We start from the raw sequence: 15,769 nt of genomic DNA on the forward strand, positions 1-15,769 counted from the left end.
CACGCCATTCCGACCTGCCTGGAGCCTCCCTTGCGCCCCCTCACCCACGGCGACATCAAGGCCGCCGCCGACCGGATCACCGGGCGGATCCGCCCTGTCACCCTCGCCCCCGTCGACGCGGACGCGTTCCCCGGTGACGACCGGTCCGCAGCGCCCTCCACCGTGTGGCTCGCCCTGGAGTTCATGCAGCACACTGGCAGCTTCAAGGCCCGCGGCGCGCAGAATTTCATCCAGGCCCACCGCGAGGCGGGCACTCTCCCCGACGCCGGAGTCACCATCGCCTCCGGCGGCAACGCCGGCCTGGCCTGTGCGTGGGCCGCGCGACAGCAGGGGGTACGGGCCACCGTCTTCCTTCCTGCCAACGCCCCCGAGGTCAAGGTGACCAGGCTCCGCGGCTACGGCGCCGACGTACGCCTCGTCGGCTCCGAGTACGCCGAAGCCCTCGCCGCCTGCGAGGAGTTCACGCGCACCACGGGCGCCCTGGCCAGCCACGCCTACGACCACCCGCTCATCGCGGCCGGCGCCGGCACGCTGCTGGAGGAGATCCGCCACCGCGTTCCCGACCTGGACACCGTCATCGTCGCCGTCGGTGGGGGCGGGCTGTTCGCCGGGGTGGCCACCGCCGCGCAGCACCACGGCATCCGTACCGTCGCCGTCGAGCCGGAGAACTGCCGCGCCCTCAACGCCGCCATGGAAGCCGGTGCCGTCATCGACGTCGCTGTCGATTCCGTCGCCGCCGACTCCCTCGGCGCGCCCCGTACGTCCGCCATGGCTCTGCACGCCGCCCGCCACGACCTCGTACGCTCCGTGCTCGTACCGGACAGCGAGATCATCAGCGCCCGGCAGGCCCTGTGGGACCACCGCAGGCTCGCCGTCGAGCACGGCGCCGCCACCGCTCTCGCCGCCCTCACGGGGCGCGTCTACCGGCCCGAGCTCGGCGAGAAGGTCTGCGTCGTCGTGTGCGGCGCCAACACCGATCCGAGCGACCTCGTGCGTCGGCCGGAAGCACCCTGATCAGGCGCGGACGCTGTCGGCTCGTTCGCCTCAGCGGGTCCGGCCCTCCTTCAAACCCTCACGCTCCCTGGGGGCGTAGGAGTCCATCAGGGTGGCCAGGACCTTGCGGGGGCCCTCATAGGGGCGGCGGGCGTGGGCCATGCGCATGTTGTCCACGAGGAGTACGTCGCCGGCCTCCCAGGGGAACGTCACCATGGCTGCGGCGAAGGCGTCCCGTACTGCGGCCAGTTCCTCGGGGGCGAGGGGCGTGCCGTCGCCGTAGGTGGCGTTGCGGGGCAGTCCTTCGGGGCCGTACAGGGACGTCAGGGCCCGGGCGGTCTCCGGGGGCAGGTTGGAGACATGGAAGAGGTGCGCCTGGTTGAAGACGACCCGCTCGCCGGTGCGGGGGTGGTAGGCGACGCCCTGGCTGGTCTGGGCGGTGCGCAGCGTGGTGTCGTCGAGCCAGGTGTGGTCGATGCCGTGGTCGGCGCAGTACGCGGCGACGCCCTCGCGGCTGTCGGTCTGGAAGACGACCTGCCAGGGCAGGTCGATGTGCGGGCGGTAGTGGCGTACGTAGCGCACACCGCGTGTCTCGAAGCGGTCCAGCAGGTCCGGGTCGAGGGCGGCGGTGACGGCGCGCAGGTCGGCGAGTGGCGTCTCGCCCCCGGTGGTGGCCGGGGTCTGGCAGAAGAAGGCGAGCTTCAGCGGCCAGGTGCGCTGGTAGGCGTTCTCGCAGTGCGGGGCGATCTCCTGGTCCGCGGGGTATTCGGTGGTGGTGAAGACTCCGTCGGTGACGGTGGAGCGCGGTGTGGAGCGGTACGTGTAGTCGAGGCGGGCCGCGGAGGCGGCGCGTCCGAAACGGGCGAAGTCCTCCGGGGTGGTCATGTCGAAGCCGCGGAAGAGTACCGCTCCCTGTTCCGTCAGCCGGGTATCGACCTCCTCGCGGTGGTCGGTCAGTGCCTTTGGCAGGTCACGGGTGTCGGAGGGGGTGAGGACGAGCGGCCCGCCCTCGATGGTCAGTGTCTCCTTCATGACGGCTCCTGTCCGAGTTCGTCGAGGAGGACGGCGAGGTCCTCGGGGTCGAATGCGGCCAGCCCCAGGTCGACGATGCGCAGGGCCATGGCGGCGAGGGTCGGGTGGTCGAACACGTCGGCGAGGGTGAGGTCCACGTCGAACCGGACCCTGACCATCGCCGTGAGGCGCACCGCGGCAAGGGAGTGGCCGCCGAGCGCGAAGAAGTCGTCCTCGCGGAAGGGCTCGGCGGTGCCGAGGAGTTCCGTCCAGAGGCCGGCGAGGGCGACCTCTGTCTCCCCCTGCGCAGGGCTGTTCACCGGCCGGCTCTTGTCGGGTGCCGGGAGTGCGGTCCGGTCGAGCTTGCCGCTGGGCAGCAGGGGCAGGGCGGGCAGCCGTACGCACTGGGCGGGGACCATGGGGCCGGGCAGCCGGGCACGGAGATGGGCGCGCAGGTCGGCGGGCTCGGCGGTACCCGCGTAGTAGAGCGTGAGCGTGCCGTCGGTGAACAGGGCGCGCGCCTCGGTCACTTGCTCGTGGGCGGTGGCTGTGGCGGCCACCTCGCCCGGTTCCACCCGATAGCCGCGGATCTTGATCTGGTCGTCGTGGCGGCCCAGGAACTCCAGGGTGCCGTCGGCGAGTCGGCGCACCAGGTCCCCCGTGCGGTACATCCGGCCGCCGTGGAAGGGGTCGTCGGTGAAGGCGGGGCTGTCGTGGTTCAGGTAGCCGCGTGCCACCTGGGCGCCGGAGACGCACAGTTCGCCGGGCATCCCCTGCGGTACGGGTCTGAGGTGGCGGTCGAGGACGTAGGCGCGGGTGTTCGGGACGGGCAGGCCGATGGGGGCGTTCCGGTCGTGGTCGCCGAGGGTGTGGTAGGTCGTGCACAGCACGGTCGCCTCGGTGGGCCCGTACGCGTTGACGATCCGCAAGCCTGGTGTAGTGGCGGCCAGTTGATGCAGGGAGGCCTCGTGGAGGGGTTCCACGCCGACCAGGAGGGTCTGCATGCCTGTCAGGTCACCCGGGCGGAGTCTGCGCACCAGGAAGGGCGGCAGGTAGGCGTGTTGGATGCCGTGCTCGCCAAGCCAGGCGGTCACGGCGTCGGTGTCGAGGCGGACGGTCTCGGGGATCAGGTGCAGGGTGGCGCCGGTCGTGAGGGCCGCGAAGAGTTCCAGGACGCTGACGTCGAAGCCGACGCCGCTCCACATCGAGGCGGTGAACCCGTCCTGCTGCGGGAGTTGGGCGCGCCAGTGGGTCAGCAGGGCGACCACATTGCGGTGTTCGACCTGCACGCCCTTCGGTACGCCGGTGGAGCCCGAGGTGTAGATGACGTACGCGAGGTCTTCGGGTGTGGCCGAGGGCGGCACGGGTTCCGTGGCTTCGGGGAGGGGGCCGCAGGGGTCGACCACGGGCAGGCGGGCGGGGGTGTGGTCCGCTGCTTGCGGGCTCGGTGAAGTGTCGGTTTCGGTGAGGAGCGCGGCCGCGTGGGCCGGGTCGGCGATGAGGGCCGCGGGCGCGCAGTCGGCGAGCATCAGCCGGGTCCGGGCCGTGGTCCGGTCCGGTTCCAGGGGGACGTACGCCGCGCCGGACTTCAGGGCGGCGAGGACGGCGACGACGAGGGTGGTGCCCCGGTCGAGGCAGATCGCGACCCGGTCGCCGGGGCCGATGCCCAGGTCTTTCAGGCGGTGCGCGAGGCGGTTGGCGCGCTGGTCGAGCTGCCGGTAGGTGAGGGTGTCCGTTTGGTGGCGTACGGCGGTGCGGTGGGGCACGCGGGCGGCCTGCTCCTCGACGAGCGTGTGCAGGCAGTGGGCGGGGATGTCCGTCACGGGGCCGTTGAACGCGCGCAGTTGGTGGTGTGCCGCCTGCGGGGAGAGGAAGGGCAGGTCGTCCAGGTGCTGCTGGTCGTCGTCGAGCATGGCCTTCAGCAGGACCAGCCAGCTCTCCAGGTGGCGGGTGGCGGTCTCCTCGTCGAACAGGGCGCTCGCGTACTCCAGTTCGGCCTCGATGTGGTCTTCGAGGTCGGTGAGCTGGAGGGCCAGGTCGAACTTGGCCGTGGTGTGCCCCGCGCGGGGCAGGGGTTCCGTGGTGAGGCCGGGCAGGCTGAGGGGGGTCGAACGCTCCTGCCAGGCGAGGAGGCACTGGAAGAGCGGACTGTGGGCGGGGGTGCGGGGTGGGGCCACCAGGTCGACCACCCGGTCGAAGGGCACGTCGGCATGGGCGAGAGCGGCCCGGACGGTCCCGCGTACCCGGGCGGCGAACTCGGCGGTGGTCGGGTTGCCGGAGGTGTCGAAGCGCAGGGCCACGGTGTTGACGAAGTAGCCGATGAGGTCCTGGACGGCCGTGTGTTCACGGCGGGTGACGGGGGTGCCGACGACGAGGTCGGTCTGGTCCGACAGCCGGGAGAGCAGGGCGGCCCAGCTCGCGGCGAGCGTCTCAAAGGCGGTGGTGTCATGGCGTTCGCCGAATCGGGCGAGGGCACGGGTCAGGTCCGGGTCCAGGGTGCGTGTGACGAGCCCCCCGCGGTGGTCCTGGCGCGGTGGCCGGGTGCGGTCCGTGGGCAGGGTGAGCACGGTCGGAGCGCCGGCCAGGGTGTCGAGCCAGAACCGCTCCTGCTTGTCCTGGTGAGCGGATCTGCCGCGCTCCCAGACCGCGTAGTCGGCGTACTGCACGGGCAGGGCGGGCAGCGGGTCGGGTTCGCCCCGGCTGAACGTCTGGTACAGCACACCGAGTTCGCGCCAGAGGATCTCCAGGGACCAGGCGTCGGCGACAAGGTGATGGAGGGTGAGCGTGAGCCGGTGCGTGCGGTCCCCTTCACGGGTGAGGGAGGCCCGGACGAGGGGGCCGTTCGCCAGGTCGAAGGGGGTGCCGTCGTCGGGGCCGAGGCGGACGGGGCCGACGTGGGACTGTGGGAGGAGGTCCGGGCCGGCGCGGAAGGTGGTGCGCAGGACCTCGTGGCGCTCCACGACGCGTTCCAGGGCGGCCCGCAGGGCGTCGGTGTCGAGGTCTCCGCTCAGGCGGACCCCGACGGGCACGTGATAGGCGGCGCCGGCCTCCGGGGCCTGGCACAGGGTCCACAGGCCCTCCTGGGCGCGGGAGAGGGCGGGTGCGGCCTCGGGAGCGGCCCGGTGGAGGTCTTCGTCCGGTGTCCGGCGGTCGTCGTACGGGGCTGTCGTGGCCGACCGGTCGGCGAGCAGCCGGGCGAGGGCGGCCGGGGTGGCGCGTTCGCGGACCTCGCTCACGGTGAGGGGGACACCGTACTCGTCGCGGCAGAGCACGGTGAGCCGCAGCAGGGCGAGGGAGTGCAGGCCCAGTGCGGTGAAGGTGGCCTGCGGGTCGTCGGGGCAGGCGGGGTCGACCCGGTGGATGACGCGGGTGAGCCGGGCTTCGGCAGCGGTCTTCGGGCGGTCTGCCGATTCGGGTCCCGCTCCGGCCAGCAGGGCCCGGCGGTCGAGCTTGCCGTTGGGGGTCAGTGGGAAGGCGTCGACACGGCGGATCGTGGCCGGGACGAGATATCCGGGCAGGCGGTCGGCCAGCCGGGCCCGGAGGGCGGTGGTGTCCAGGTCAGGGTCGTGGGTGGTGACGACGGCGAGGAGGTCGGATTCGCCGAGGGAGTTGGTGCGGGCGACGACCACCGCGTCGCGGATGCCGGGCTCGGCGCGCAGGGCGGACTCGGTCTCTCCGGGTTCCACCCGATGCCCGTTGATCTTGACCTGGTCGTCGGTGCGGCCGAGGAACTCCAGCCCGTCCGGGCCCCGCCGGGCCAGGTCGCCGGTTCGGTACATGCGGGCGGGTGTGGGCGCGAACGGGTCGGGCAGGAAGGCCCGTTCGGTGAGTTCGGGCTCGTGGAGGTAGCCGAGGGCGACGCCCGCGCCGCCGATGTGGATCTCGCCGATCTCGCCGTCCCGCACGGGCGTCCCGTCGGGGCCGAGCAGGTGGACGGCCGTGTGGGCGACAGGGGTGCCGATGGGCTCGTGGGGGCCGGGTGCGGTGCCCGTGCTGCGGTGCCAGGTCGACCAGATGGTGGTCTCCGTGGGGCCGTAGACGTTCCACAGTTCGTCCGCCCGCGTTCGGATCGCCGCGGCGAGAGCGCTGGGCAGGGCCTCCCCGCCGCTGAGGGCGAGCAGCGGCCGGGCGGGGCCGGCGGCCCAGGAGGGGGCCGCGGTGAGCAGGCGCCAGGTGGAGGGCGTGGCCTGGATGACGGTGACGCGTTCACGGGAGGCCAGGGCGAGGAGTGCCTCGCCGTCGCGGGCCTGGTCGCGGTCGGCGACGATCACGGTGCCGCCGTGGCACAGCGGCAGGAGCAGTTCGAGGTTGGCGATGTCGAACGCGGCCGGGGTCACGGCGAGCACGCGGGTGAACCGGTCCGGGGCCTGGTCGTGGAAGAAGTCGAGGACGTTCTCCAGAGCGGCGTGCGGGACCAGTACGCCCTTGGGGCGGCCGGTCGAGCCGGAGGTGAAGCTGCAGTAGACGGGGGTCTCGGGGGTCAGGGGCTCGTCCGGGCCCGGGGTGCCGGCCGGTACCGGGGTGTCGATGAGGCAGGCCGTGCGGGCCTGTTCGGCGAGGGCGTCGGTGCGGGCGGTGGGCTGGTCCGGGTCGAGGGGGACGTAGGCGGCGCCGGTGCGCAGTACTCCCAGCATGGCCGCGGGCAGTTCGGGTCCGCGGTCGAGCCGGATGCCGACCAGGTCGCCGGGGCCGACTCCGGCGGCGGTGAGGTGGGCGGCGTAGTCGCCGGAGCGGCGCAGCAGGGCGGCGTAGGTCCAGCGGTGGTCTGCGCCGACCACCGCCGTACGGTCGGGGTGGCGGGCCGCGTGGGCGGCGAAGCGGGCCGGGATGCCTCCGTGCCAGGGGGTTCCGTAGGTGTTGCCCGGTGCGCCGGGGCCGAGGTCGGGGAGGAAGGTGTCGGTCTCCTGGAGGCTCAGTCCGGGGCTCAGGGACGTCAGCAGGTCGATGTAGGCGGCGGCGAGTCGTTCGGTCTTCGTGTCGTCCCAGCGGTGGGGGGCGTATTCGAAGAGGACGTCGGCACCGTCCCCGGCGTGCGGGACGACGGTCACGCTGAGGGGGAACTTCGCGGTGTCGTTGGCGAGCGCCACTTCCGCCTCGACGGTCAGATCCCGGAAGTCGAGCGTGTCGTCGTCGGCGGCGGAGTGCTGGCTGAACAGGACGGTGGGCGGGGGTGTGTGGGTGGCGGCGACGATACGGGAGAGCGGGAGTTCGGCGGCGCGCAGGGAGGCGAGGAGCCCGTCGCGGGCCTCGCGGAGGTAGTCGCCGGCTGTTTCGGCGTGCGGTGAGCGGACGCGTACGGGGACGGTGTTGACGATCATTCCGATGACCCGCTCCCACGCGGTGTCGGTACGGTTGGCGACGGTGGTGCCCAGGAGCAGGTCGGTGGTGCGGGTCTGTCGGGACAGCAGCAGGGCGAAGGCGCCGAACATCACCTGGAAGGGGGTGAGTCGCAACTCCGTTGCGAGGCCGGCGACATGGCGGACGAGGGTCGCGGGCAGGCGGTGGCGCAGCAGTCGGCCGCGCGCGGTGCCCGTGCCGGGGCCGAGGGAGGCGAGAGCCGGGGGTGGTGGGGCGTCGCGCAGAACCTGCTGCCAGTGCTTCTCCTGGGCGGCGGCCTCCGGGGAGCCGAGCCATTCCTGCTGCCACTGCGTGAACTCGGCGAACTGGACCGGGTCGTGCGGGCGCCGGCCCGAGTAGAGGGCCGACAGCTCCGCCAGGAAGACCTGGTGGGACCAGCCGTCGTGCACGTAGTGGTGCTCGGCGTGCAGCAGCAGGTGTTCGTCGGGGGCACGGCGGATCAGTGCCCATCGGGTCAGGGGCAGGACGGTGGGGTCGAGGACGTCCTCGACGAGCGTGTCCCAGACGGGTTCCTCGGGGCCCTCGTGGACCTCCAGGGTCACCTCGGTGGATTCCTCGGTGAGCTGGATGAGGGCTCCGTCCTGGAGGACGAAGCGGGTGCGGAGGATCTCGTGGCGCCGGGTGATCTCCTGGAGGGCCGCGCCGAGGGCGGGGACGTCCAGCGGGCCGCGCAGGGTGAGCCGGGAGCGGGCCAGGTAGGCGCGTGCTGCGCCCTCCGCCTCGATGGCGTAGGCGACCTGCTGCTGGGCGGCGGAGGCGGGACGGGGGCCGTGGGCGGGGGCGGGGGCGGCCTGCGGGACGGGGTCGGGCGGCTGGAGTGCGAGGTCGTCGACGTGCCGGGCCAGGCGGGCGATGGTGCCGTCCTCCAGGACGTCCAGGGCGGTGAGCCGCGTGCCCAGTCGGCGGTTCAGCCGGTTGGCGAGCCGGACGGCGGAGAGGGAGTGGCCGCCGCAGTCCTGGAAGTGCTCGTGGACCGCGCACTCGGTCAGCCCGAGTGTCTCGCACCACACGCGGCCCACCGCACGCTCCGCCTCGGTCCTGGGCAGAGGGGACGTCCGCGTATGCCGGAGGGCGGCGAGTGCGGCGCGGTCGGCCTTGCCGCTGGAGTTGAGCGGGAAGGCGGCCAGGGTGTGGACGCGGGCCGGGACCATGTGGCCGGGCAGCCGGGCGGCGAGGTGGGCCCGCAGGTCGGCGCCGGTCTCGGGCACGGTGTAGGCGACCAGGTGGTCGTCCTTCGACAGCACCACCGCGTCGGTGACTTCGGGATGGGTGCGCAGGGCGGCCTCGACGTCGCCCAGTTCGACGCGGAAGCCGCGCACCTTGACCTGGTGGTCGCGTCGGCCGAGGAACTCGATGGCGCCGTCCGCCCGCAGCCGGCCGAGGTCGCCGGTGCGGTACATACGGACACCGTCGACGACGGGGAAGCGCTCGGCGGTGAGTTCGGGCCGGTTGAGGTAGCCCTGGGCGAGGGTGGGGCCGCTGATCAGGATCTCGCCGTCGACCAGGTGGACGCCGACTCCCGGTACCGGCGTGCCGATGGGGACGGTGGGCGCCGGGTCGGCCGGGTCGCAGCGGTGGACCGTGGACCAGATGGTGGCTTCGGTGGGGCCGTAGAGGTTGTACAGCGGGCCGGGGTGCGGCCAGTTCCGTACGACGTGCGGGGGCAGGACGTCACCGGCGGAGGCCACGGCACGCAGACCGGGTACCGGCTCCGCGGCGCCCAGCCCGGCCGTCACGAGGGAGGGCAGGACGGCGAAGGTCACGGCACGTGCGCGGAGGAACCCGGCCAGGGCCTGCGGTTCGGCACGGATCACGTCGGGGACGAGGACGAGGGTGCCGGCGTGGGCCAGGGCCATCGTCAGTTCGAAGACGAAGGCGTCGAATCCGGGTGACGCGAACTGGGCGACACGGTCGCCGGGTTCGGCGCCGAGGACGGTGCGCTGGGCCTCGGCGACCACACGCAGGCCGTCGTGGGTCAGCAGCGCGCCCTTGGGGGTGCCGGTGGAGCCGGAGGTGTAGATGCAGTAGGCGGGGGTGTCCGTGGTGTCGCCCGCGTCGGGGGCGGGGTGGTGCGGGCGAGCGGCCGGGTCGGCGTCCGGCGGGCCGGTCAGGACGGCCGAGGGCCGGGCGTCGGCCAGGATCGTCTCCTGGCGGGCGGCGGGGACGGACAGGTCGGTCGGCAGGAATGTGCAGCCGGCCTTCAGCACGCCCAGCACCGCCGCCACGTACGCGGCGCCGCGGGGCATGGCGACCGCGACGAGCGATCCGGGCGGACAGTCCAGGGTTCCCGCGTAGGCCCGGGCCAGCGTGTCCAGGTCGCGGTAGGTCAGGAGGGTGTCGCCGTCCTCGACGGCGGGGCGGTCCGGTTCGCGGGCGGCTCGGGCGGCGACGGCCTCGTGGAGGCGCGCAGCCGGGGCGTCGGGCAGGGGCTGCGTGGTCACCGCTGGTCCTCCCGGGCGGGTACGAGGTGCTCGGTCAAGGCGGCGACATGGGGTTCGGTGAGCATGGTCATGTGGGTGCCGGGACTGACGCGCAGGACCGCCCGCGGGGCGTACCGCCGCCAGGCGTGCAGCACATCGGCTCGGTGGGCGCGTGCGGCCGTGTCGTCCCGGTCCGGGCCGGCCGCCAGCACCAGCGTGACGGGCCCGTCGTAGGTGCGGCGCGGGGTGTACGGGGTGCGCAGGCAGCGGATGAAGGTGCGGACGGGGCCGGCCAGCACCTCGGGGGCAGAGCCGCGCGGCACGAGGCCGAGGGCGGCGGCCCGCTCGTGCAGGAGTCGCAGGCGGCCCGGCTCGTCGAGGGGAGCCAACTGGTCGGCGGTCAGCCCGAGGGGTGCGCCCGCGAGATCCTCGTAGACGGCCACCAGGTGCAAGAGGGCGGTCACGTCGTCGAGTTCGGGGACGGTGGCGACGGGCGCGGGGGGCTCGCCGTCCAGGAGGGTCAGAGAGGCGACCCGGTCGCCCCGCCCTTCGCCCGCGGTGAGCGCGCAGGCCGTCTCGAAGGCGGTCCAGGCGCCGAAGGAGTGGCCGAGCAGGTGCACGGGCCCGGTGCCGGTGAGCGCGTCCAGCTCCGCGAGGTGGGCAGCGACGGCGGCTTCCACGCTGGTGTGGGCGAGGTCCGCGCCGTCGAGTCCACGCGGCTGAAGCCCGTACACGGGTCGCTCGTCGCCGAGGACACCCACCAGAGGCTGGAAGCTCACCACGGTCGCTCCGGCGCCGGGCAGGCAGATCAGGGGTGCGACGCCGGGCCGTCCGGTGCGCAGGGTGGTCAGGGCGGTGAAGGGGGGAACCGAGACGGGCCGGGCGTCGGCGAGTGCCCCGGTCAGGGCCGCGGCGGTCGTGCCGAGGTGCGGTGGGCGCAGCATCGACTGATGGGTGCCGGGGACCGGGACGCGTCGGAACTCCACGTCCGGCAGGGCGCGGTCCCAGCCGCCGAGCGGCTGGGAGGGGTCGTGTTCGACGGCGCTGAAGTAGTGCACCGGCACCGGCACGGGAGCCGGGGTGTAGCCGGCGGCCGCGGCCTCCACGGTGTGCTTGCGCAGGATGGCGGCCTCGATGAACTCTTCGGGGACGTCGGCCACCGCCGTCGGGAGTACGTCGGCGGCCACGGCCCGTGCCACCAGTTCGGCCAGCGGCTCGCCACGGTCCTCGGCGCCGAGCCAGGAGAGCACCTCCGCGCGCGGATCGGGTTCCGGCACGACGGTCCGTCCGGGCGGCGACCAGGTGGTGTTGAGCATGCCGACGAACGACACCTCCTCGTCGGCGCCGAGGAGCTGGGCGGCGATCTCGTAGGCCAGGGCGCCGCCGGTGCACCACCCGGCGATCCGGTAGGGACCCGACGGCTGCACAGCGCGGATCATCCCGACCATGCGCGAGGCCATGCCCTCGATGGTGACGGGCTGCGCGTCCCCGAGCGGCGCGGGCGGAAGGCCGTACACCGGCAGGTCCGGCGCGAGTTCCTCGGCGAGCGCGGGGGCGTACAGCAGGCTGGCGGCGCCGTCGTGGACGAGGAACAGCGGGGTGTCGGTCCCCTTGCCCGGGCGCAGCGGCAGCGCGTCACGGCCGGTGAGCCGGGGGTCGCGCTCCAGCAGCCGGGCGGCGAGCGCGGCCACGCTGTGGTTGCCGAACAGCTCCGCGGCCGTCAGGTGCACTCCGGCCGCGCGCAGTCTGAGCCCCGCGCGGGCGGCCATCAGGGAGTGTCCGCCGAGATCGAGGAACCGGTCGTTGCGGCCCACCCGTTCATGGCCGAGCAGGTCGGCCCACACACCGGCGATCACCGTCTCCACGGCGCCCACGGGTGCGACGTACGTCCCGGTCGAGAACGAGGTGGCGTCGGGGGCGGGCAACGCCTTCGGATCGAGCTTGCCACTGGGGGTCAGCGGGAAGGCGCTGAGGTGCACGAAGGCGGCGGGCACCATGTGCGCGGGCAGTACGGCGCCCAGGCGGGCCCTCAACCGTGCGGAAGGGGCGGGGTCTTCGGCCGTGTAGTAGGCCACCAGCCGGTCACCGTCGGCCAGGACCACGGCGTCGCGGACGTGCTCCCGCAACCTGGTCTCGATCTCGCCGAGTTCGACGCGGAAGCCCCGGATCTTCACCTGCCGGTCGGCGCGGCCCCTCAGGACGAGCGTGCCGTCCTCGGTCCAATGGGCCAGGTCACCGGTGCGGTAGAGGCGGCCCTGCCCGTACGGGTCGCCGGTGAAGGACCGGTCGTCCGCAGCGCCGAGATATCCGCGCGCCACGGGTGTTCCGCCGACGTGGACCTCGCCGGTGACCTGGGCGGGCGCGGGGCGACCGCGGGCGTCCAGGACGTAGACGCGGGCGTTGGCGATGGGTACGCCCACGGAGGCGGCGGAGTCAGCCGCCTGTGGGGCTTCGGAGGGGGTGTCCTGGGCCGGGTGGCCCCGGAAGGTGACGTCTCCGGCCACTTCCGACGACCCGTACTGGTTGACCAGGGTCACCGCCGGGCTGTGCGCGCGCAGCCGGGCCACCAGGGCCGGGGGCAGGGGTTCTCCCGAGCAGACGACCAGTTCGACGCCGAGCGGGTCGGCCGTCGTGTCCAGGAGTGCGGACAGCAGGGACGGTACGAGCGTCACCCGGTCGATGCCGCGGTCCGCCAGGTGGGCGGCGAGGCGCGCGGGGTCCACCGCGTCCTCGGGCGGCACGATGTCGAGCACGGCTCCGCTGACCAGGGGGGTCAGTGTCTCGGTGAGGGCGTCGATGAAGCCGATCGATGTCTTCTGTGCGTGCACCGCCGAGGCGGGCAGCGCGGTCCGGGCCCAGTGCAGTCGGTTGACCAGCGCCCGGTGCTCCCCCGCGACTCCCTTCGGTACGCCGGTGGAGCCGGAGGTGTAGACGACGTAGGCGAGCCGGTCGGGGTGCGGGGGAACTGCGGCCGGGGCGGGGGCGGTGGTCGCCGGGGCGCCGGCCGGTACGGGGGCGGGTGCCGCCAGGGCCGCGACCGGTATGGGGGCGGGTGTGGTCGGGGCGGCGACCGGGCCTTCGGCCAGGTCGTGGCAGGGCAGGGTCAGGGGGGCGAGGGCGGTTCGGCCCCGCTCGTCGGCGAGCACCATGACCGGCGCGCTGTCGGACAGCATGAGCGCGAGCCGTTCCCTGGGGTGCGCGGGGTCGAGGGGCACGTACGCGCCTCCGGCCTTGAGGATCGCCAGCAGGGCGATGACCTGTTCGGGACTGCGGTCGGCGCACACGGCCACCCGGTCCTCGGGGCGCAGTCGAAGCCGGTCGGCCAAGGAGGTGGCCCGGGCGTCGAGTTCGGCGTAGCTCCATGCGCGGTCGAGGTGCCGCAGGGCGGGGGCGTCGGGGGTGAGCCGGGTCTGCTCCTCGAACAGTTCGTGTACGCACCGGTCCCGCGGGTACGGCTGCTCGTGCCCGGCCCAGGTGCCCAGCAGCCGTTCCCGTTCTGCGGCGGGCATCACGTCCAGGTCGCGCACGGGCCGGTCGGGGGTCTGTTCGAGGGCGTCCGCCAGCACCTCCAGCGCCCGGTGCATGAAGGTGACCACCCGCTCGGGGTCGATGGGTCGCTGGACGTGGCCGGTGAGTTCGAAGCCGTCGCCGCGATCGTCGACGGCGAGCATCAGCGGATAGTTGCTGCGTTCGCGGGCGTGGACCATCTCGATGCCGTCGCCGGCCTGCGCGTACGGCGTGCTCTGCTGTCGGGGCAGGCTGACGCTGTACCGGTAGTTGAGCAGTGCGGAGAACAGCGGTTCGCCGGGCGGGACCTGGCTGCACCGCTGGGCCAGTGCGAGCGGCGCGTGCTCGTGTCCGAGGAGTTCGGTGAGCAGGCCGTACGTGTCCCGGACGCTGTCGGCGACACCGCGCTCGTCGATACCGATCCTGACCGGCAGCGTGTTGATGAACACGCCCATGGTCCGGTCGGCGCCCGCTCCTCCGGCCATCCGGCCGAAGAGGATCGTGCAGAAGACCACGTCGTCCTGTCCGGCGAACCTGGCGAGCACCTGGGCCCAGGCCAGGTGGAAGAGGCTGGCGGGGTTGACTCCGAAGTGTCGTGCCCGCTCCCGCAGCCGCCGGGCCAGTTCCTCGTCCACCGGAAGGTGGGCCACGTCGGTGTCACCGCCGTGTCCGCGCACCTCGCGCAGCCCGAAGGGAACGGTGGGCTCGGTCACGTCGCCGAGCATCCTGCGGAAGAACGCCTCGTGCTCCTCGGCGGACACCGCGCCGCGGGCCTGGGCGATGAAGTTGCGGAAGGGCAGGGGCTGCGGCAGCTCGTCCTCGCGGCCCATGATGTGGGCGGCGATCTCGGAGAGCATCAGGCGGTACGTCGTGTAGTCGTCGGTGAGGTGGTGCGCGAAACTCGCCACCACCCAGCGGTCGTTCACCGGGTCCGGTGCGACGACGAACCGCATCAACGGCGCGCGGGTGACGTCGATACGGGTGTTCTCGGCGGTGTAGCGCTCCTGGATCTGCTCGGCGATGTCCCCGTCCACCGGGTCGAGTTCGATCTCGTCCACGGGGATCGGCGCCGTGCGCCACACCACTTGCACGGGCGTGTCGAGTCCTTCCCAGACGAACGCCGTGCGCAGCAGGTCGTGGCGCGCGGTGACGGCGCGTACCGCGTCGAGGTACCGGTCCACGTGTGCGCGGCTCTCCATGGTGAGCACGCTGTGCAGGAGGAAGGGGTCCTGGTCGGTGTTGATCAGGTGGTGGAAGAGAATGCCCTCCTGGAGCGGGGCGAGCGGGTAGATGTCCTGGACGTTCGCGGCGCCCCCGTCGACGCCGGCGACGATGCCGTCGATCTCCTCCTGGGTCAGCTCGACCAGGGGCAGCATGTCCGGGGTGATGCGCGTGCAGCCGGGCTGGATCGGGTTCGGCGGCACCTCGGCCAGCCCGGCGCCCGACTCCACCCGCGCGGCGAAGTCCCGCAGGACGGGCGCCTGGAAGACCGCCCTCACGTCGACCCGGAGGTCCCTGCGCCGTAGCCGCTCCAGCAGGGCGACCGCGAGGAGGGAGTGTCCGCCGAGGTCGAAGAAGCTGTCGCCCCGGCCGATGCGTTCGACACCGAGCAGGTCGCTCCAGATCTCCGCCAGCACACGCTCGATTCCGTCCCGGGGCTCTTCGTAGGCGCCGCGGGCGTAGGAGGTGTCGTCGGGGGCGGGCAGAGCGGCCCGGTCGAGCTTGCCGTTCACCGTCAGCGGGAAGGCGTCCAGACGCACATACGCCGACGGCACCAGATACGACGGCAGTCGTGACATCAAGGCGGCCCGTATGGCCTCGGTGTGAATCTCCTCGCCCACGAGATAGGCGATCAGTGTGTCGTCCCGGGCGATGACGGCGGCTTCGCGGACGCCCGGGCACTCCAGCAGCGCGGCCTCGACCTCACCCGGCTCGATCCGGTAACCACGCACCTTCACCTGGGCGTCATTACGGCCCACATACTCCAGCTCACCCGACACCGAACACCGCACGAGATCCCCCGTGCGATACACCCGACCACCCGGCACGAACGGATCCTCAAGGAACCGCTCCGCGGTCAGCTCAGGCCGCCCCAGATACCCGCGCGCGACCCCCGCACCCCCCACATACAACTCCCCCACCACACCCACCGGCACCGGCCGCATCCGCCCGTCCAGCACATACGCCCGCATATCCCCCAACGGCACCCCGATCGGACTCACCGGCAAACCCACATCCGCCTCAGTGACCCGCCGCACCGTCACATGCACCGTCGCCTCCGTGATCCCGTACATGTTCAACACCGTCACACCCGGCTCACACGCAAACCACGGCCGCAACACCCCAGGCTCCAGCGCCTCACCCCCCAACACCACATACCGCAACGCATGCGGCAACGCCCTCACCCCACGCACCGCCACCAACTGCGCGAACGCCGACGGCGTCTGACTGAGAACCGTCACCCCCTCCCCACACACCAG

The 15,769-nt window shown here is 73.1% G+C and carries 4 protein-coding genes; 1 reads left to right on the plus strand and 3 read right to left on the minus strand.

All coding sequences use genetic code 11. The annotated features are described in order from the left end of the window. Positions 1-30 precede the first annotated feature (30 nt). Complete coding sequence (locus GA0115233_RS28690; RefSeq protein ID WP_093723218.1) at positions 31-1,014, plus strand: threonine/serine dehydratase; 984 nt, start codon at positions 31-33, stop codon at positions 1,012-1,014. Positions 1,015-1,044: 30 nt separating this feature from the next. Here GA0115233_RS28690 and GA0115233_RS28695 read toward each other — a convergent pair whose 3' ends face one another. Genes GA0115233_RS28695 through GA0115233_RS28705 form a run of 3 tightly spaced genes read right to left on the minus strand, consistent with a single transcriptional unit; the run spans position 1,045 to position 15,766 of the window. Beyond that, a complete protein-coding gene (locus tag GA0115233_RS28695) occupies positions 1,045-2,025 on the minus strand; it encodes a TauD/TfdA family dioxygenase (RefSeq protein ID WP_093723219.1) in 981 nt (326 codons plus the stop codon). Continuing rightward, complete coding sequence (locus GA0115233_RS28700; RefSeq protein ID WP_176711971.1) at positions 2,022-9,803, minus strand: non-ribosomal peptide synthetase; 7,782 nt, start codon at positions 9,801-9,803, stop codon at positions 2,022-2,024. Before GA0115233_RS28700 ends, GA0115233_RS28695 begins: the two co-directional genes overlap by 4 nt. After that, on the minus strand, positions 9,800-15,766 hold the full coding sequence (locus tag GA0115233_RS28705; RefSeq protein ID WP_093723221.1) for a non-ribosomal peptide synthetase: 5,967 nt from the start codon (positions 15,764-15,766) through the stop codon (positions 9,800-9,802). Before GA0115233_RS28705 ends, GA0115233_RS28700 begins: the two co-directional genes overlap by 4 nt. Positions 15,767-15,769: the final 3 nt, after the last annotated feature.

Origin of the sequence: Streptomyces sp. DI166 (assembly GCF_900091315.1) — a bacterium.
Lineage (GTDB): Bacteria > Actinomycetota > Actinomycetes > Streptomycetales > Streptomycetaceae > Streptomyces > Streptomyces fuscus.